General features: G+C 64.6%; 15 protein-coding genes. 3 read left to right on the top strand and 12 right to left on the bottom strand.

Annotated elements, in window-relative coordinates; all coding sequences use genetic code 11:
- Positions 1–4: 4 nt before the first annotated feature.
- The 12 genes from DBIPINDM_RS07270 to mtnK all read right to left on the bottom strand — a co-directional run bounded on the left by DBIPINDM_RS07270 (position 5) and on the right by mtnK (position 15,730).
- Positions 5–1,843 carry a hypothetical protein gene (locus DBIPINDM_RS07270; RefSeq protein WP_258585097.1) on the bottom strand — a complete coding sequence of 613 codons (1,839 nt, stop codon included), beginning with the start codon at positions 1,841–1,843 and terminating at the stop codon, positions 5–7.
- Positions 1,840–2,874 (bottom strand): Gfo/Idh/MocA family protein, encoded by a 1,035-nt coding sequence (locus tag DBIPINDM_RS07265; RefSeq protein WP_258585096.1) that lies wholly within the window; start codon positions 2,872–2,874, stop codon positions 1,840–1,842. Before DBIPINDM_RS07265 ends, DBIPINDM_RS07270 begins: the two co-directional genes overlap by 4 nt.
- Before the next feature lie 2 nt (positions 2,875–2,876).
- The gene (locus tag DBIPINDM_RS07260; RefSeq protein WP_258585095.1) at positions 2,877–3,941 is read right to left on the bottom strand and encodes an ABC transporter permease; all 1,065 of its coding nucleotides are present in this window, start codon (positions 3,939–3,941) and stop codon (positions 2,877–2,879) included.
- Positions 3,941–5,500 (bottom strand): sugar ABC transporter ATP-binding protein, encoded by a 1,560-nt coding sequence (locus tag DBIPINDM_RS07255; protein ID WP_258585094.1) that lies wholly within the window; start codon positions 5,498–5,500, stop codon positions 3,941–3,943. The genes DBIPINDM_RS07260 and DBIPINDM_RS07255 overlap by 1 nt, the downstream gene beginning before the upstream one ends.
- Positions 5,497–6,180 (bottom strand): DUF2291 family protein, encoded by a 684-nt coding sequence (locus DBIPINDM_RS07250; RefSeq protein WP_258585093.1) that lies wholly within the window; start codon positions 6,178–6,180, stop codon positions 5,497–5,499. Before DBIPINDM_RS07250 ends, DBIPINDM_RS07255 begins: the two co-directional genes overlap by 4 nt.
- 78 nt (positions 6,181–6,258) lie before the next feature.
- The gene (locus tag DBIPINDM_RS07245; protein ID WP_258585092.1) at positions 6,259–7,200 is read right to left on the bottom strand and encodes a D-ribose ABC transporter substrate-binding protein; all 942 of its coding nucleotides are present in this window, start codon (positions 7,198–7,200) and stop codon (positions 6,259–6,261) included.
- Between the two features lie 291 nt (positions 7,201–7,491).
- Positions 7,492–8,319 carry a phosphogluconate dehydrogenase C-terminal domain-containing protein gene (locus tag DBIPINDM_RS07240; protein WP_258585091.1) on the bottom strand — a complete coding sequence of 276 codons (828 nt, stop codon included), beginning with the start codon at positions 8,317–8,319 and terminating at the stop codon, positions 7,492–7,494.
- A gap of 107 nt (positions 8,320–8,426) precedes the next feature.
- Positions 8,427–9,458: an ABC transporter permease gene (locus DBIPINDM_RS07235; protein ID WP_258585090.1), complete on the bottom strand. Its 1,032-nt coding sequence runs from the start codon at positions 9,456–9,458 to the stop codon at positions 8,427–8,429.
- On the bottom strand, positions 9,455–11,923 hold the full coding sequence (locus DBIPINDM_RS07230) for an ATP-binding cassette domain-containing protein (protein WP_258585089.1): 2,469 nt from the start codon (positions 11,921–11,923) through the stop codon (positions 9,455–9,457). The genes DBIPINDM_RS07235 and DBIPINDM_RS07230 overlap by 4 nt, the downstream gene beginning before the upstream one ends.
- Positions 11,924–11,991: 68 nt before the next feature.
- Positions 11,992–13,014, bottom strand: a complete 1,023-nt coding sequence (locus tag DBIPINDM_RS07225) for an ABC transporter substrate-binding protein (RefSeq protein ID WP_258585088.1) — start codon at positions 13,012–13,014, stop codon at positions 11,992–11,994.
- A gap of 350 nt (positions 13,015–13,364) precedes the next feature.
- The gene (mtnA, locus tag DBIPINDM_RS07220) at positions 13,365–14,459 is read right to left on the bottom strand and encodes an S-methyl-5-thioribose-1-phosphate isomerase (RefSeq protein WP_258585087.1); all 1,095 of its coding nucleotides are present in this window, start codon (positions 14,457–14,459) and stop codon (positions 13,365–13,367) included.
- Complete coding sequence (gene mtnK, locus DBIPINDM_RS07215) at positions 14,456–15,730, bottom strand: S-methyl-5-thioribose kinase (protein ID WP_258585086.1); 1,275 nt, start codon at positions 15,728–15,730, stop codon at positions 14,456–14,458. The genes mtnA and mtnK overlap by 4 nt, the downstream gene beginning before the upstream one ends.
- 136 nt (positions 15,731–15,866) lie before the next feature.
- Between mtnK and DBIPINDM_RS07210 the strand changes: the two genes are divergently transcribed.
- The 3 genes from DBIPINDM_RS07210 to DBIPINDM_RS07200 all read left to right on the top strand — a co-directional run bounded on the left by DBIPINDM_RS07210 (position 15,867) and on the right by DBIPINDM_RS07200 (position 19,557).
- Positions 15,867–17,378 (top strand): sugar ABC transporter ATP-binding protein, encoded by a 1,512-nt coding sequence (locus DBIPINDM_RS07210; protein WP_258585085.1) that lies wholly within the window; start codon positions 15,867–15,869, stop codon positions 17,376–17,378.
- 81 nt (positions 17,379–17,459) lie between these two features.
- Positions 17,460–18,455, top strand: coding sequence for an ABC transporter permease (locus DBIPINDM_RS07205; RefSeq protein ID WP_095791243.1), 996 nt, complete (start codon positions 17,460–17,462; stop codon positions 18,453–18,455).
- Between the two features lie 49 nt (positions 18,456–18,504).
- A complete protein-coding gene (locus DBIPINDM_RS07200; protein ID WP_258585084.1) occupies positions 18,505–19,557 on the top strand; it encodes a substrate-binding domain-containing protein in 1,053 nt (350 codons plus the stop codon).
- The last annotated feature ends 33 nt before the right edge of the window (positions 19,558–19,590 follow it).

Below are 19,590 nucleotides of genomic sequence, written 5' to 3'. Positions count from 1 at the left end.
GCTCTTAACCGATCCGGATAATGGCGTAGGGCGACATTAAGAGATGACCCTGGCCAAGCGCGGAAGCGTCGACCGAGACATCGTCCGCCGTCAGGTTTGCCAGCCACACGATGGTCTCGCCCGAGGCGGAGCGCCCGGCCAGCGCCGCAATCCGCGTCTCGTCGCTTGTCTTGGCGAACACATGGGTGAGGCCGGCCAGCTCGCAAAGCCCCTCGATGGCCTGGAAGATCGGCCGCGGTGACCCTTCGGCGGCCGGTTCCCTGGATGCCGCCAGCACGCCAAACGGCCCGGTTAAGCCGGACAGCGTCAGCATCTCCAGCCCGGCCGGCGCGACGCGCGCGGCATAGCCGATGGTCCAGGCGGCGGCGAACTGGCCGTTGTGGCGCGGATCGCGATTGGCCATGGCGATGCGCAGGAGGTCCGGATTGTCCTTGGTCGCGCCGCCATAAGGGTTCTGCCGCATGGCAAGGGTGGAAGGTCCGATCCGGTAGGGCTTGTCGCCGAAGATCGCCCGCGCCGACCGGGTGATAAACGGCAACGCCTCCAGCGACTGCATGACGCTGAGATCGTCGGCGGCATGCACGATGGGGCAGGTGCAATGGGTGACGAAATCGAGCAGCCCGGCCGGGACGCGCTTGCGGTTGAGCTCGGTGAAATAGCTGAACATGCCACCACCGAGGCGGATGTCGGGAAAGGCGCGTCGTGCCGCGGCATAGACATCTTCCAGCGGCGGGCAGGGCGGCCAGGCGCTGCCCGGCGGCGTCGACTGCCGGTCAACCGAAGGCGACACCGCAATGGCATCGAGCCGCAGACCTGCCCGGCGCACGAAGCCGGCGACCTCTGCGAGTTCGGCATCGAGATCGCTGCTGCAGGCGACCACGCATTCGAGCGTTGTGCGGGCGGAGTAGGCGGCGGCGAGCCGGGCGAAAGAGCGCAAGGCGTCGAGCCCATGGCCGCGCGTCGGATCGTAGTGGAACAGCAGTTGCTGCGGGCCGAGTGAAGACAGCGTCGGAAGGTTCGCCAATGCTGTCTCGACATCGCTGGGATAGACGATCACGCCGACATCCGGCAGCGCCGGACCGGGCTCGCCGAGCGTCACGCGGACCGCGCTGGATGCCGCGACGAAGGCCGGTATCTTGCCGTCGCCGGCAATCAACAGGCTGATCGTCTGGCGGTTGGTCTGGCCGGCCGGCAACACATAGGGCCAAGGCAGCGCCAGCGGCCGCACATAGGTCTTATAGGAGGCATCGGACCAGTTGCGCTGGTCTTCCATCTCGAAGACGTCGCCTTCCATGCGGCATTCGACGGTGACGCCGGGCCGCACCTCATGCGTGATGGCGCGCAAATCCTTGAAAGGCTGCCAGGGGTCGATCAGGTCGGGCAGTTTCGTCGCCACCACGCTGCCATCGGTGTGCTCCACCGTCACCGGGCTGCCGGCGAGGCCGGCGATCGGATGCAGGACGCAGAAGCCGCAGCGGTTGGTCTCGAAATCGCTTTCGGGCAGTGCGCTGACGTCGAACACCAGCCGGCCGTCCGCCGAACCCTTGATGGTGGCGCGGAAGACGAGCCGGCTTCCGCCCGGTCCGGTGCAGCTTGCCGTATAGCCGACGGAGAAAGCATCGACGCCTTGGTCGATGACAAGGTCCGTCAGTGCGGGCTCGTAGGTGCCCCAGTCGCGGTCGCGCACGATATAGGCGACGGCCCGCAGCACCTCCGTGCCGTCATGGCGGATCGTGCGCAGATTGCCGTTGACGAAATCGGTGCTGAGCGGACCGGCGATCAGCCGGACCGGTTCGGTCTCCGCCGCGCGTGTGCCGCAGAGGAGGAAGCGATCCGCCGTCATTTCAGCAGACCGTCGATCTGCACCGGTTCTCGGCTTGCGGCGCCCCTGTAGGCCGCCTCGACCAGCGCGAATGTTTTGAGGTTGTCGGCGCCTGAGGTTGCCGGCTCCTTGCCTGATGCAAGGCAGTCGACCCAGTGTCGCTGGATCGCCAGCACGCTTTCCTGGATGTTGTGCCATGGCCGCGAGGCCCAGGGCAGCAGGGGTGGCGAGATATCCTTGACCGTTGTGCCGCTCTTGCCGGTGACGGTGAGCTGGTATCCCTGCGCCAGCCGGAGTGTGCCGTCGCTGCCGTCGATCTCGATCAGCGTTTCGGGGAACGGCTCGACGGCAAGCCGGGTCGCATAGCTGCAATCGACCACCGAAATGGCGCCGCCCTTGTGATCCATCAGCATCGTAGCGACATCCTCGCCGGCGATGGCGGGGTTGATGCGTGCGGTGCGGGCGGTCAGGCTCGAAACATCGCCGAGCAGAAAGCGGGCGATGTCGAGGATGTGGATGCCGAGATCCTCGATGATGAAACGCTTTCCCGTCGCCAGATAGGGCTGGCCGGAAAACACGTCATAGGCGGAGCGGAAGGAGATACGCCCGAAGAAGGGCGTGCCGATCTCGCCGCTGTCGAGCACGGCGCGCATCGCCTGGATCGGCGACTGCCAGCGGAAATTCTCATGCACCATCAGCGGCACGCCGGCCTTGGCGCAGGCCGCGACCATCGCCTTGGCGTCGGCGAGCGTCGGGGCGAACGGCTTCTGGCAGATCACCGGAACGCGGTGGGCGGCCGCCATCTCGACCAGCGGCCGATGGCTGCCAACGGTGGTGGCGATGTCAACGAAGTCGAGCGTCTCGGCCGCGAACAGCGCCGCGGCATCGGTGTAGCGCCGCGTGACGCCGAACGGGTCGCCGACGATCCGCAACCGTTCCGGGTCGCGATCGCAGATGGCGACGATGGAGGCGCCCTCGATGTCGCGCCAGGCATGCATCTGGTTGACGGCGAAGAAGCCGCAGCCGATCAGCGCTCCGCTCAGATTCGCCATGCTCAACCCGCCTTTGCCATCTGCATCAGGGTGACACGCTGCTGAAGCCGGCGCTGCGCCTGGTCGACGACGACGGCGACGATGATGACCAGGCCCTTGATCACCATCTGCCAGAAGGAGCTCACGCCCATCATCACCAGCCCGTCCGACAGGATGCCGATGACGAAGGCGCCGACGATGGTGCCGCCGATCGTGCCGCGACCGCCCGACATCGAGGTGCCGCCAAGCACCGCCGCGGCGATGGCGTTCAGTTCGAAGCTTTCGCCCGTCGCTGGATGCGAGGCCATCAACTCCGAGGAGATGATCAGGCCGACGATCGCCGCGCAGAAGCCGGAGAACATGTAGACGAACATCTTGACCATGTTGACGCGCACGCCGGAGATGCGTGCCGCGCGCTCATTGCCGCCGACGGCGAAGATGTGGCGGCCAAGCGGCGTGTACCGGGCGAGATAGGCCGCCCCCAGCGCCACCACGATCAGGATCCAGATCGAGACCGGCAAGCCGACGAGCCGGCCGGCGCCGAGGAAACCGAAGCCGGTGGTGCCGAGTTCCGGCTTGCCGACCAGGTTGGGGAAGGTGCGGCCGTCGGACGATAGCAGCGCCAGGCCGCGTGCCACATAGAGCACGCCGAGCGTGGCGATGAAGGGCGCGACATTGAGCCGGGTGATCAGCAATCCGTTGACGGCGCCGATCAAAATACCGACCGCCAGCGTGATCAATGCGATCTCGACCACGTTGAAGTAGATGGTGTAGCCGATCTGCAGATCGATGCCGTTGAGCACGAGATAGCCGGCCACCATGCCGCACAGGCCGACGATCGAGCCGACCGAAAGGTCGATGCCGCCGGTGATGATGACGAAGGTCATGCCCATGGCGAGGAAGGCGTTGAGCGCCACATGCTTGGCCATCAGGATCAGATTGGCGGCCGACAGGAAGTTCGGCGCCGCGATGGAGAAGAACACCAGCACGGCAATCAGCGCGATGAAGGTCCTGAGCTTCATCAGCGTCAGCAGCGCGGAGCCGCTGGAGGCCGAAGAGGGAGCCGCCCTGGCCGGAATGTCAGTCATCAGCGTTGCTCTCCATATGCGGGGGCAAGATGGGCGGGTCCATGGCCAAGCGCCGATGCGGCGACGATCGCCGCTTCGGTCGCCTCGGCCCGGTCGAACATGCCTGTCAGTTTGCCATTGCTCATCACCGCGATCCGGTCGGACAGCGCCATCACCTCATCGAGGTCGGACGTGGCGAAGAGGATGCCCAGCCCATCGCGCGACAGCTTGCGCATGGTGCGGAAGACGTCGGCCTTGGCGCCGACATCGATGCCGCGGCTCGGCTCGTCCATCAAAAGCACCTTCGGTCCGGTGAGCAGCGCCTTGCCGATCACCACCTTCTGCTGGTTGCCGCCGGACAGCGACGAGACCTCCTGCGCCGGGTCGGCGACCTTGATCGCGAGTTCCCGCACCATCTGCGCCACGGCCTGCCCCTCGGCACCGCCACGGATGTGGAAGAGGGTGACGAAGCGCGACAGGCTCGCCAATGTCAGGTTGCTGGCGACGGAGAGGATCGACACCAGGCCCTCGCGCTGGCGGTCTTCCGGGATCAGCGCCAGACCGCGCCTGATGCGCCGCGTCGTGTCGCGTTCCCTGATATGGTTTCCGTCGATGAAGATCTTGCCGCTGGCATGGCCGTGGCGGCCCATGATGCAGTCGAACAGCTCGCTGCGCCCGGCGCCCATCAGCCCGTAGATGCCCAAAATCTCGCCGGCGCGCAGCGACAGCGAGACGTGGTCGACCGCCAGTCCGCCAGTGGCGCGCGGCAGGCAGATGTCCTCGGCGCGGAACACCTCCTCGCCGGGAACATGGCCGTCGGCCTTGGCGAAATCCTTGGCGTCCGAGCCGATCATCTGCCGCACGATCCACTGCGTGTCGACGTTCTTCACCTCCTCCTGGCCGGTGATGCGGCCATCGCGCAGCACGGTGATGTAGTCGCCGATGCGGATCAGCTCCTCGAGCCGGTGCGAAATGTAGACGATCGCTACGCCACGCGCCTTGAGGTCGGCGATCACCTTGAACAGGATCTCGACTTCAGCGGCACTCAGCGCCGAGGTCGGCTCATCCATGATCAGGATGCGCGCATCGAGCGAGACAGCCTTGGCGATCTCGACCAGCTGCTGCTGGCCGATGCGCAGATCCTCGACCAGCATATCCGGCCGGATACCGGCTTCGAGCCGATCGAGGAATTCACCGGCCCGCCGTTCCTGTTCCTTGCGGTCGATCTTGCGAAACCGGTTGGTGATCTCGCGCGTGGCAAAAATGTTCTCGGCAACCGTCATGTTGCCGAACAGGTTCAGCTCCTGGAACACCATGCCGATGCCGCGGTTCACCGCATCACCGGACGAGGAGAAGGAGACCTCGTTGCCGTCGAGCAGGATGCGGCCGGCCGTCGGCTGCTCGACGCCGGCGATGATCTTCATCAGCGTCGATTTGCCGGCGCCGTTTTCACCGACCAGCACATTGACCGCGCCCTTGCGCACCTCGAAATTGGCCTGCTTGACCGCGACGGTGCCGGCATAGACTTTCGAGACGTCTTCCAGCTTCAGGATGATTTCGTGACCGGTCGCCGCGTTCATGGCTTCGGCCCGATCTCGGCCTCCGCCGGGGTCACCAATGGCAGGTCCTGGCCGCCTTCGATCGTGTAGGCGCCAAGCACCTTGACGGTGCGGCCCTCCAGCGCTTCGCGCGGCAGCTTGGACAGCACGGTCTTGTCGGCATAGGCGTTGAACGCCTTGCCGAACTGGGCGAAGTCGATCTGGTTCGTGAAATCGTTGAACTGGACGAAGTCGAGGCTGTCGCGCAGTGCGGTTCCGCGCATCGCCGGCCCGATTTGGACGCGCGCATCCGCCTTGCCGTCGCCGTCGACGTCGATATCCATCGTTGCCGCGCGCGACTGTGTGTTGGCGGCGACGATCTTGCCCTCGACGCGGACCGCGAAGGTCCATGGCGAATTCGCCTGCTTCTTGGGGTTGCCGTATTTAGCGCCGGCCGCCGCCTGATCGGTCTTCGCCAGCGCATGGACCTCGGCGAACGGCCCGGCCTTCTGCTGCAGATACGGAATGACCTTCGCGGCCCAGATCTCCTCGACCATCTTGTCCGGGTTGAAGCCGGACGCGTCGCCGGCACTGCCTTGCGCCGATGGCGTCGGCAGGATCTTGCAGGCGCTGAGGCCGATGCCGGCGGCCAGCGCAAGGATCGGCCAAATCGCTTTAATCTGCCCGGTTACTTTGGTGGGCCATACCGGCTTGTTCAGCATGAAGGTCAAAGCATCCCGGTGAAAAGGAGGCGAGGGACGAACCCTGGGTTCGTCCCTCGCTGTTTGCGTTGCGCCGGCTCAGTTCTTCAGCGCGAAGGTTTCCAGCTTGGCGGCATTGTCGCCATTGACGAGCACGCAGTCCATCAGCTGCTTTTCCTTCTCCGGCGACTTCTTGTTCTTGATGAAGTCGTTGGCCTGCTCGACCGCCATCTGCGCCTGGGCGTAGGCCGGCTGCAGCACCGTCGCCTTGATGCCGCCTGATGTGATGGAGTCGCGCACGTCGTTGGAGCCGTCGAAGCCGACGACGATGACATCCTTGCGGTTCGCGGCGGCGAGCGCCGCATAGGCACCCATCGCCATCGTGTCGTTGCCGGAGATCACGCCCTTGATATCGGGATTGGCCTGCAGGATCGATTCCATCTTGGAATAGGCCTCGGTCTGGCTCCAGTTGGCCGACTGCTGCGCGACCTTCTTCAGGTCCGGATAGTCGTCGATCACGTCGTGATAGCCCTTGGAGCGGATGCCGGCATTGGTGTCGGATTCCTTGCCGACCAGCTCGACATAATTGCCCTTCTCGCCCATCAGCTTGACGAACTCCTGCGCGCCGAGCTGGGCACCCTGGTAGTTGTTGGAGACGATCTGCGCCACGGCGACGCCGGTGGCGTTGATCTCGCGGTCGATCAGGAAGGAGGGGATGCCGGCGTCCTTGGCCTTCTGCACGGCGGCGACGGTGGCGTCGGCACCGGCATTGTCGAGGATGATCGCCTTGGCGCCACGGCCGATCGCGGTGTCGATCAGTTGCGACTGCTTGTTGGCGTCGTCGTCATGCACCAGAACCAGCGCCTCGTAGCCAAGTTCCTTGGCCTTTGCCTCGGCGCCGACAGCTTCCGCCTTGAAGAACGGATTGTCGTGCGAGGGGGTGATGATCGCGATCAGGTCGGCCGCGAAGGCCGGCGCCGCCGTGCCAAGTGCCAGCACGCCGGCGAAAGCCGCAAGCGTCATTCTGCGAGTGAGTTTCATGAAGTCCTCCCGTTGAAAAGCTCGTGCCTTGATCGATCAAGGCTGATGCATTGAATTGGTCAGGCTGCGGGTCGCCCCGGATTCAAAAGCCGCGTGCCGGCTCCTCCTCAACGGATCGTCGCTCCCCAGCCGTCCTCCACTCGTCCAGGTTTCCCAGCAACCTGATTGATCCGAGTTCGCGAACAGCTTAGCCAACTGGTATAATGAGTCAACCACTATTTCAGATGATCTGTATCTGAGCGGTTGATGTCTTCCCTTCTCCTGCGAGGGGAGAAGGGAAGGCTGCCAGCCTCACGTAATGCGCTGGATGGAGGCGGCGATTTCTTCCGGCTCGAAGACGCGCTTCCAGTCGTCGCGCATCAGCACCGGCTTGCCGAATTCGATGGCCTTGTTGCAGGCATCGGAGAAAACGCCCTTGGTCTCGCCGAAGATGACGGCGCCGAGCACGTTCATGTGGCCGAGCAGGAAATCCAGCGCCGCCTGCCGGTCGACACCGCGTGCCACGACTTCGTCGAGCGCTTCCTTCATGACGACGAGCAGCGAAGCGCACACCGTCTCCGAAAGGCCGGGTTCCAGCAGCGCCATGTGCTCGACCGTGACGCGATGCGAGCGCATCACTGGCGCCCAGATGATCTGGGCGATCTTCTCACCCTTGGCATAGTCCGCCTCCGGCCCTTGCATCAGGGCGCTGACGAAATGCTGTTTGGCTTTGACGCCGCCGAAAAAGTCCTTCTTGGCGGCCATGTCGGTCTCGTCGTTGAAGATCGGCGGATGGCAGGGATGGGTGACGAAATAGGTCAGGTCGGCACGGTTCGGCAGGTGCCCGGCGAAAGGGGCCGCGGCATCGAGCACGATCACCATCGTGCCAGGGGCCAGCTTGCTTTCGATGCTGGCGGCGACCTTGCCGATATGTGTGTCCGGCACCGCCAGGATCACGACCTCGGCGCCCTTGAGCGCCTCATCGACGCCGACCGCATCGAAGCCCAGACCGGTTTTCAGCCGCTCCTTGCCCGCCTCGCTGATCTCGACATGGCGGATCGTGTAGTCCGATCCGCGAAAATTGGTCGACAGGCGGTAGCCCATTTTCCCGCCCGCACCGAACAGCGCAATCGTCGTCATCTGGCCTTGCTCCTTGAACCCTAAGCGATCGTCGTGCGATCGTCACCTTATATACTGGTATGATCACTCTACCATAATTTGGCAAGAGGAATCCTTGGCTTTGGTCGTCACTCCGGCGGGGCGGTGGCCGCGCTCGCCTGCGTCTTCGGCGACGCTCCATCAGCGGCATCGACAGTGGCGCGCCGCGCCAATGCCTGTCGCCCCGCCAGCGCCAGGACAAAGATGACGACGATGCCCTGGACGATGTCCTGGGCGCCGGGCGGCAGCCCGATAATCTGCATGGTGGTGACGATCAGGATGAGCAGGATGCTGGCGAACAGGGTGCCGAGCGCGGTCGCCGAGCCGCCGAAGATCAGCGTGCCGCCGAGCACCACCGCGGCGATCGACTGCAGCAGATAGGGCTGGCCCATTTCGAGGAAGGCGCCGCCGATATAGGCGCCGAGCAGCAGGCCATCGAGCGAGGCCAGCACCGACGAGATGATGAAGGCCGCCGCGATCACCCGGCCGTTGTTGATGGCGGCGAGCCGGGCGGCCGCGCGGTTCTGGCCGACCGCCGACAGCAACTGCCCGAACACGGTGTAGCGCAGCACGAAGGAGGCCGCCGCCACGCCGAGAATGGCGATGACGGCCATGATCGGAACACCCGAGATGCGGCCCGTCGCCAGACCTTTCAGCGCCGGGCTGACGGCAAAGCCCGGGATTGCCTTGTTCGACAGCAGCGTCGCGGTCGCCAGCACATAGCCGGTGGCGAGCGTCGCGATGATCGCCGGAATGCCGAGACCGACGACGAGCAGCGAATTGAGCAGCCCGACCGCAAGGCCGAGCAGGAGGGCAGCGGCGACGCCAATGGCAAGGTTGGCATCCTGGCCCTTGATGGTGAGCAGCGCGACGAAGGCGCTGAGCGTGATCGCCGAGGCGACGGAAAGGTCGATGTTGCCGCGTCCGGTGGTGACGACGAACATCTGGCCGATGCCGACGACCGTCAGGAACGAGGCCGATAATATGATGCCCGACAGGCTGGACAGGCTGAACCGGTTGGTCACCACCGAAAGCACCAGCCAGAGCAGGAGCACGCCGATGGCGGCCCAGATCCAGCGGTTTTTCTGGGCCCACAAGGTGAAGGCGGACAGCGCGTTCATTGTTCGCTCCCTCGGTCGGCAGTCAGCCCGCGCAACGTCAGGAGCGCGATCAGGATCAGCCCTTGCGTCGCGGCGTTGAAGTCGCTGCTGACATTGAGCGTGCCGAGCAGCGCGCCGATCAGCGACAACGTCACCGCGCCGGCGATGGCGCCGACCGGCGAGACGATGCCGCCGAGCAGCGAGCATCCGCCCATCACCACGGCGGCGACGCTGAGCAGCGTGAACGAATTGCCGGAATTGATGTCGCTCGCCGTGTTGATCGCCGTCAGCGACAAGCCGGCGGCCGCCGCGAACAGGCCGGCGATGAGATAGCGCACCAGTGCGTAGCGTGTCGGCGACCAGCCCGAGCGGATCATCGCGGTGGGGTTGTTGCCGAAGCCGCGCAGCACCACGCCGAGTGGCAGCCGGTCGATTACCAACACCACCAGGGCAACCGCCGCGATGAGGATGATGGATGTCGGCAGGAAGTCGAGCGACCAGCCGAACAGCGCCGTCAGCCATTCAGGGCTGGCGCCGCCCGGCGTCGGCTGCAGCGCATAACCCAGCCCCACCCAGATGAAGGAGGCGCCGAGCGTGACGACGATGGCCGGGATCTTTCGCGCCTGGATCAGGCCACCGAGCGCTGCATAGGCGGCGACCGCAGCCAAAAGCGCCAGCGCGCCAAGCCATGGCTGGTCGTAGAGCAGCGTGGCGCTGAGCACGCTGATCAGGCCGGCGAAGGCGCCGACGCCGAGATCGATTTCGCTGCCGCCGACGATGAACATCTGCGCCGCCGTCACCAGCACCAGCGACAGCGCCGGCATCAGCAGCAGGTCGAGGCCAAAGACCGAGGCGACCGCCGGATTGGCCGAGATCATCACTGCCAGCACGGCGGCGAGGCCTATGAAGGGAGCCGCGTTGACCAGCCTGCGGGCAAGCCCGGCCGCACCCTTGCCGTGCGCGGCCTCGGCGCGCTTGTCCGTCTGCTGGACGAAGGATGCCCCGACGATCGCCGCTTCGGTGATAGCCTCGCCGGTCAGTTCCTTGACGATCCGGCCGCCGGCAAAGACCAGCACGCGGTCGCAGGCCAGCAGTTCGGCGTCCTCGGTGGTGTGCCAGACAAGTGTGCGTCCGCTGCGCGCGATGTCGTTGCAGAGCCGGTAGAAATCCTGCTTGGTGGCGATGTCGACGCCGCGCGTCGGATCATCGAGCAGGATGATTGGTGTATCGGCGACAAGCGCGCGGGCAACCAGCGCCTTCTGCTGGTTGCCGCCGCTCAGCTCCAGAATGTTGGATCCGAAGCGGTTTTCGTCGAGTCGCAGCCGGCCGGCGGCGTCGGCCGTGGCCTCGCGGTTGACCCGGTCCGAGACCAGGCCCAGCGCCGGGCGACGCGCAAGGCTGCCGATGGAGATGTTGCCCAGCACGCTCCACAGCGGGAACACGCCTTCCTTCTGACGGTCGCCGGCAATGAAGCCGGCTTCGCCGGTACGGGTGACGGCGGCATCCTTTCCCGGCTTGAAGATGGCATGCAGCAGATCCTTCTGGCCGCTGCCTTCGAGCCCCGCCAGTCCGACGATCTCACCGCGCGCGATCTCGATTTCGCGGCCGAGTTCGGATGTCAGCGCCCCGGACAGCCGCACCAATGCGCCTCCGGTGCTGGCGACGGTGGCGCCGTGCTGATGGACTGGATTGGCGTCGCCGCCCATGAGTTGCACCAGCTTGCCGATCGACGTTTCCGCCACGTCGCCGCGCCAGGCGCTGCGTCCGTTGCGCAGCACGACCACCTGCGCGGCGATGTCGATGACCTCCTGCAGCTTGTGGCTGATGAAGATGAAGGCCAGGCCGGCCTTGGCCCGCTCGCGGATGAAAGCCCGCAACTGCCTGGAGCGATCGAGATCGAGCGAGGAGGTCGGCTCATCGAGGACGATGAGCCTGACGCCAGGCGTGGCGGCGGCGCGCGCGATCTCGACCATCTGCCGTTCAGCGATGGAGAGCTCGCTGACTTGCGCATCCACATCGATACCATTGCCGGGAAAGACGGCATCCAGTGCCGAGCGAGCGCGGCCTCTGTAAAGCCTCCGCCAGCCCGGCCGGCTTGCCGCGTCCTGCGGCGTCTCCAGAAAGAAGTTCTCGGCCACTGACAGGTTGGCGCACAGCGACAGTTCCTGATGCACCATGCGGATGCCGCGCCGTTGCGCTTCCGCCGTGTCGTAGCCGGCGAAACTCAGAGCCTGGCCGGCGAAAGCGATCGAGCCCAGCGTCGGCCACATCGTGCCGCAAAGAATGCGCATCAGCGTCGACTTGCCGGCGCCGTTGCCGCCGACGAGGCCGATGATCTCACCGGCCGAAACGGCGAGATCGATCTCGGCATTCGCCAGCGTTGGTCCGAAACTCTTGGTGATCTGTGAAAGGGAGACAATTTCCTGCCGAGCGGCGGGTGCCATGGCGGCTGCGCCCTTCTGATCGGCAACGGCAAGGTGGGACATTCGTCCTCCGTTTCTTCACGGCCAAGGATCGGGCGCCCTTCGGCGTCCGATCCATTGTGCTGGTCGCGTTACTTGCTCAGCAGGTTCTGCTTGACCCAATCGAGCGAATAGCTGGGGCTGATGATCTGGCCGCCCGGCAGCTTCGCATAGTCCTTAAGGTTGCTGGCATCGACGGTCGCGACAGGCATGATCATCATCTTGGGTGCCTTGGCGCCCTTGAGCAGGGACAGGCCGAGCCAGAACGCGGCGCCACCAATGCCGGGCGTCGTGTTCATCGAAACCGTCTGGTAGCCGTTCTTGGCGTTCTCGTCGGCCCACCATTTGACGAAGTCGGTGCCGCCGCCGCCTTCGATGATCGGCATCTTGCCGGCATAGTCGCCGCCATACTGGACGAAGGCCTGGGCAATGCCGACATCGTCGCTGCCGCCCTGGCCGAGCACCGCATCGACATGCGGCAGCGAGGGCAGGACATTGGCGATGGCCGCCTGCGCGACCGAGGCCGTCGCCTGGCCATAGACGGTGGCGACAACCTTGATGTCGGGATATTTCGCCAGCACCGATTGCTGTGCGTTGAACATGTCGTTGTCCGGGGCCGAGCCTTTGACGCCGCGTACCTGGATGACATTGCCCTTGCCGCCGAGCATCTTGAAGACGGCCTCGGCCTGGGTCGCCTTGTAGCCCTTGAAGTCGAAATTGAGCTGGTAGTTGCAAGGCGCCGAGGCGACCGAATCGAAGGAGACGACGATGATGCCGGCCTTGCAGGCCTTCTCGATGATGCCGTTGACCGCGGTTTCCGAGGCGGCGTCGACCGCGAGCACATCGACCTTCTTGAGGATCAGTTCGGCGATCTGGCTGTTCTGCTGCGCCACCGAGCCATCGCCGTTCATGACGATGTAGTCGGCGATCTGTCCAGCCGCCTTTGCTTCCTTGGCCGAGGCTTCGAAAGCCTCCACCATCTGGTGCCGCCAGGTGTTGCCGTAATAGGCGTTGGTCAGTGCGATGACCGGCTTGTCCGACGATGCCATTGCCGGCAGCACGCACACACTCGCCAGCGCGGCGCTGGCAAGCGCCGCCACAGTCACAAACCTCATGATGGTTCCTCCCAAGAACACAATGCGCCGAACCCTGCCGGTCCGGCTCTGCCACTCGACTACGGCGCTCTGTCGAGGACGCCATACCAGGTACATATTATACCAGCATACCAAATGCGCAAGCAACCGTGTGTTGAGCTGGAAGGGAGTTTCCCGTGCTCGGGGCATCTTGGCTTGGGGAGATTGGTGGTGTGTCGTCGGCTCACGAAGCGTTCGCGAACGATCGAGGTTGCAAGGCCATAAAAAGCCGGCGGATCTCCCCGCACAGAGGAGATGCCTGGGCAAGACAGGGTGCGAGGAATTTCGGGGCTTGGCGACGTCACCGTGTCAGCCGCAGGGCCGACCGAGCGCTATCCGCGTTCGGGGAACATCGCCTTCAGCGCCTCGCGCGAGGCCTTGGCGATGCCGCGTTCGGTGATCAGTCCGGTCACCAGCCGCGCCGGCGTTACGTCGAAGGCCGGGTTCGCGGCTGGCGTCGCTTCGGGCGAGATGCGCACCTGGGCGATCTCGCCGCCGGCGGTCTTGCCCCAGACAAGCGAGACCTCGTCGGCTGAGCGCTGCTCGATCGGGATTTCGTTCAGCCCATCATGCACCGTCCAATCGATGGTCGGCGACGGCAGCGCGACATAGAACGGCACGTCATTGTCGGCGGCGGCGAGCGCCTTCAGATAGGTGCCGATCTTGTTGCAGACATCGCCATCGGCGGTGGTGCGGTCGGTACCGACGATGACCATGTCGATTGCGCCGCGCTGCATCAGATGGCCGCCGGCATTGTCGACGATCAGCGTGTGCGGCACGCCATGCCCGGCCATCTCCCAGGCGGTCAGCTGGGCGCCCTGGTTGCGCGGCCGCGTCTCGTCGACATAGACATGAACGGGAATGCCGGCCTCGGTTGCGAGATAGATCGGCGCGGTGGCGGTGCCGTAGTCTACGGTGGCCAGCCAGCCGGCATTGCAATGGGTCAGGATGTTGACCGTCTCGCCCGGCTGCTTGCGCGCGGCGATCGCCTTGATGATGGCAAGACCGTTCTCGCCGATGGCGCGGTTCAGCCCGACATCCTCGTCGGCGATCTCACCGGCACGCCGATAGGAGGCTGCGGCGCGTTGTTCTGTTGGCAGCGGGCGGAGGAAGCGCCGCATCTCGTCCAGCGCCCAGCGCAGATTGATCGCCGTCGGGCGCGTCTCGTGGAGCATCTCCCACACGGCGTCGAGCGCTGCGTCGGAAGGATCATCCGCCATCTGCATGGCGACGCCATAGGCCGCGGTGACGCCGATCAGCGGCGCGCCGCGCACCCACATGTCGCGGATCGCGGTGGCGATGCCGGTGACCGTGCCGATCGTCTCGACGCGAAAATCATGCGGCAGCCAGCGCTGGTCGATGATGTCAACCGAACGTCCGTCGTCGCTCAGCCAGATGGTGCGATAGTGGCGGTCGCCGACGTTCAAATGCTGTTCTCCTGTTCGATCAGCGTGGCCAGAGTGTTGACCTCGTCGATGCTGTGTATCTGGCGCCGGTTGACGGCGATGTGACGGCCGAATTTCAGTGCCTTCGCCTCGCAGGAGGCGCGCAGGTCCTCGTCGGCGATGGTCTCGAAATCGGCATTGTGGGCGAGGCCGAGGATGCGCCGGTGCACCTCGATGCCGGCAAAGCCGAGCAGGTCGGTCCATATCTGGTGCAGCACATGGTCGAGCGCCTGCTCGGCGCCCAACCTGTCGCCTTGATCCTCGAACAGGCTTTTTTGGTAGAGCATGCCGGTCCGCTCGCTGCGCCACAGATGCGAGAACTCGGCGCGGAACACCGCCCATGTCTCTGTGGTGACTCCGAGCAGATAGGCGCGCATGGCATCGCGCTTGCCCTTCTCCTCATGCCCGCGCTGCGAGAAGAACGACATCCAGAAATTGGCCAGCAGCATGCCGACATCGAAGGCCATCGGTCCGTAGAAGGCGAACTCCGGATCGATCATCCTGGTCTCTGTGTCGGTGACCATGATCGAGCCGGAATGCAGATCGCCATGCAGCAGCGTCTCGGCATTGGCGGCGAAAATGTGCTTCAGCCGTTGCGCTTCGACCTTGAGGTCGCGATCGGCGCGCAGTTCGGCGACCAGCGCGTCAAGCTGCGGCGACGTGTGCCGGTTCATTTTTGCGTCGAAGTAAGGGTCTGAAAACACCAGATTCTCGGTGATGTCGCAGAGATCGACATTGTCGGCGAACAGCGCCAGATCGGCCTTGCGATCCCTGGTCACCATCGACAGGTCGGAACCACGGAACAGCGTGCGGGCCATGAACAGGCCGATATCCCTGGCGATGTTCGGAAGCTGGCGCCCGTCGATCAGGGCGCGCCTGAGAATGATGTGTGGCGGCGCCAGATACTCCATTATGATCAAGGCCTGGCCTTCATCGAAGTAATAGATCGCCGGCACGGAGCCGGGCGCGCGCGCCTCTTGCCTTGTCAGCGCGTGATATTCGAAGAAGGAACGCTTCAGCGGCAATGGCCAGCTGTCGCCGACCAAGCGGACATAGGGCAGGGCCTGCTTGACCACGGCAGCACCGCTGGCGCCCTCGACGATAAAGACGAGGTTCAGATTGCCGTCACCGACTTCGCGGACCTTCCAGTGTGTCGTGTCCCTGCCGATCTTGGCGCATAGCGCCTCGTTGGCGCCGAGGCGCGTTGCAAGCGTCTCCACCGACAGTGCTTCGAACGGCAATTTCCCAGTCATCGTCATCCTCTCGCATATGCACTCCGAACATAACGGAGGCATGGCGGTCGGGCCAAGCTAGGAAGCGATCTGGCAATTGTCAATCGTGTTGACAATTGCCGATATTGACCATAGCGTCGTGGTCAGGGAGGAACGCATGGTCGGCAATGCCGTGTTCCGCGTAGAGGGACTGAGGAAATCCTTTGGCCGCAACGAGGTGCTTGGCGGCATCTCGCTCGAGCTGCATTCCGGCGAAGTGACCGTGCTGATGGGCGCCAATGGCGCCGGCAAATCCACCCTCGTCAAGATCATCAGCGGCGTCTACGAGCGCGGCGGCGGCGCCATGACATTGGCTGACCAAGACTTCGCGCCGAACACGCCGGCGGAAGCGATCCGCGCCGGCGTCGTCACTGTGCACCAGAACATCAATGACGGTGTCGTGGCCGATCTCGATGTCGCGACCAATCTGACGCTCGACAGACTGAGCGGCCGGGGCGTGCCGACCCTGTTCAATCCGGTCCGCGTTCGCCGCGAAGCCAAGGCCGTCGCCGACCGCATGGGGCTGGCCATCGATTTGAAAGCCCGCGTCAACGACCTTTCGTTGGCCGATCGCCAGATGGTGGCGATCGCGCGGGCCTTGGCGCATCAGCCGAAGGTGCTGATCCTCGACGAGCCGACCTCCTCACTCTCCAGCGCCGAGGCCGACCGGCTGTTCGCGCTGGTTGACAGGCTGCGCGAGCAAGGCGTGGCTATCCTCTACATCTCGCACCGCATGTCCGACATCAGGCGGCTTGCCGACCGCATCGTCTCGATGCGCGACGGCGTCATCTCCGGCGTCTTCGACAGGAAACCGCTCGACTATGAAGGCGCGGTCAACGCCATGCTTGGCCGCAAGATCCATCTCGATCAGATCGTTGCCAGGGACTCAGTCAAACCGGTCCTGACCGTCGAAGGCCTGCGCATCGTGCAGGGCGCCAGGCCGATTTCACTGACGCTTGGCGATGGCGAGGTCGTCGCCATCACCGGCCTTGTGGGCGTCGGCAAGACAGCACTTGCCGAAACGCTGTTTGGTGTGCGCAAGCCGCTCGCCGGCACCATGACGATGAACGGCAAGCCCTATGCGCCGCGCTCGGCGGGTGACGCGATCGCCGCCGGCGTGTTCCTCGTCGCCAAGGACCGCGCCACCAGCGGCATCGTCGGCGGCTTCAACATCGAGCGCAATGTCAGCCTGCCATTCCTCAAGCGGATGTCGAATCTGAGCGTGCTCAAGCGACGCCTCGAACGCGCCACCGCGCGCCGGCAGATCGAGGAACTCAGCATCGTCTGCCGCTCCGAGAAGGACGAAATGTCGGCACTGTCCGGCGGCAACCAGCAGAAGGTGATGGTCGCCCGCTGGATGGCACAAGACGCGAAGCTGTTCATCCTCGACGAGCCGTTTCAGGGTGTCGACATTTCGGCCCGGCGCGACATCGCCGCCAAGCTGAGGGCAAGCGCCCATGGCCGCGCGACGCTTTTGTTCGTCACCGAACTCGACGAGGCGCTGGAGACGGCCGACCGCATTTTGGTGATGTCGGAGCACACAATCGTCGGCGAACACCGCAATGCCGAAGTCGATCTCGATCGCTTGCTGGCCGAGGTCGCCGGCGGGCCGCTGCACAGCGCGGCCTGAGCGTGGCGATCGATTGAATTGGAACGGAGAGACTATGGGTTCGAGTTGGGTAAACAGGGCAGCGGCGCCGGGGTGCGCTGAATGACGCTGCGCGACTACGCCATCCGCTATGGATTCATCGTCCTGTTGTTCGGGCTCGTCGCCTATTTCGCGATCGCCGCCGACGGGTTCGTCTCGCCGCAAAGTGCCGTCTTCATCTTCCAGTCGGTCGCCATCACCGGTGTGCTGGCGCTCGGCGTCACCGCGACGCTCGTCGTCGGTGGCTTTGACCTGTCGATCGGCTCGGTCGCCACCTCGGCCATGATGGCGGCGGCCTATGTCATGGTGGTGCTGGAGCAGAACGCCGTCGTTGCGGTCGTCGTCTGCCTGCTCATCGGCGCCATTGTCGGCCTGATCAATGGCTGGCTGATCGTCTATATGCGCGTGCCCGATCTCTTGGCGACGCTCGGCATGATGTTCCTGCTCGTCGGCCTGCAGCGCATCCCGACCGAGGGCCGTTCGATCGCCACCGGCATGACCATGCCCGACGGCTCGGTCGCCAATGGCAAGTTCGGCGACGCCTTCCTGGCGCTTGGCCGCCATCGCTTCGACTTCTTCATCCCGAACCTCATTCCGGTGTCGGTGGTCGTGCTGCTGGTGCTCGCCGTACTGATCTGGTTCTTCCTCGAATACACCCGCTTCGGCCGCATGATGTATGCCGTCGGCTCAAATGAGCGCGCCGCCGAACTCGCCGGTGCGCCGGTCAAGGCATACAAGATCTGGGCCTACGTCATTTCAGGCGTTTTTGCCTCGATCGGCGGCATTTTGCTCGCTGCCCGGCTTGGACGTGGCGATATCGCCTCGGGCAACAATTTGCTGCTCGATGCGGTCGCCGCGGCGTTGATCGGCTACGCGGTGCTGGGTGCTGCCAAGCCAAACGCTTTCGGCACCGCCGTCGGCGCGTTGTTCGTCGGCATCCTGCTGCAAGGCCTGACGATGATGAACGCGCCTTATTACACGCAGGATTTCGTCAAGGGCGTGGTTCTGGTCGTCGCCCTTGTCTTCACCTTTGCCCTTTCGGGCAGGGGCAGGGGGTAGTTTCGACCGGACAGGATTTTCGAGTTCAACAAAGAGTGGAGGAAACAAGGTGAACATCACAAGAAGACTTCTGGGGAAGGTGGCGCTCGGACTGGCCGGCGCAACCATGCTGATGCAGTTCCCGGCGCTGGCCGCGGACAAGCCGGCGCCGTTCGACAAGCCCGGCGTCAAGATCGCGCTGGTGCGCTATCTCTCGACCGGCGACTTCTTCCAGGCCTATCTTTCGGGCGTCGAGGCACAGTCGAAGGCGCTCGGCATCGACTTGCGCGTGCTCGACAGCCGCCAGGACGCAGCCCTCCAGTCCGACATGGTCGACCAGGCCATCGCGCTCGGTGTGCAGGGCATCATCATCCAGCACGGCCTGACGGAATCGATGAAGGACGCCGCCCAGCGTGCGGTCGACGCCGGCATCAAGGTGGTGGCGTTCGACGTCAATGTCGAAAACCCCAAGATCCCGCAGATCGAACAATCGGATAAAGACCTTGCCCGCCTCGCGCTCGAGCAGGCGGTCAAGGACAATGGCGAGAGCTGGAATGCCGGCTATGTCTATGTCGCCGGCATCGCGCCGCTCGACCGCCGCAACGAGACCTGGGTCGACGTGAAGAAAAAATATACGGGCATCAAGGAAGTCGCGATGTTCGGCACGCTCGACAACCCGATCGCCAACTCCGTCGCCAACCAGGCGCGTTCGGTGCTGTCGGCCCACCCGGACATCAAGGTGATGTTCGCCCCCTATGACGAATTCGCCAAGGGCGTGAAGATCGCCGTCGACGAGGCCGGCCTGAACAAGGGCATCAAGATCTATTCGGCCGACATCTCGACCTCGGATATATCAGCCATGCGCGAGCCCGACAGCGCCTGGGCGGCGACCGCTGCGACCAACCCGGCCGTCGTCGGTCAGGTCTCGGTGCGCGCGCTGGCGCAACTGCTGGCCGGTGAAGATCCTGGCCACAATGTCATCGTGCCGCCGACGCTGATCACCCAGAAGGAGCTGATCGACAAGGACATCAAGAACATGGAAGACCTGTCGGCCAAGCTGCCGCAGTTCGCCCATGCCGATGTCGCCATGCCGGCCTGGATGCCGAACCCGAACGCGAAGTAGACGCGGGTCTGACAAACGCAAAAGGGCGGCCAT

It is taken from the genome of Mesorhizobium sp. AR02 (assembly GCF_024746835.1).
In the GTDB taxonomy this organism is placed as follows: Bacteria; Pseudomonadota; Alphaproteobacteria; order Rhizobiales; family Rhizobiaceae; genus Mesorhizobium.
This window is presented reverse-complemented; position numbering and strand designations above follow the sequence as displayed.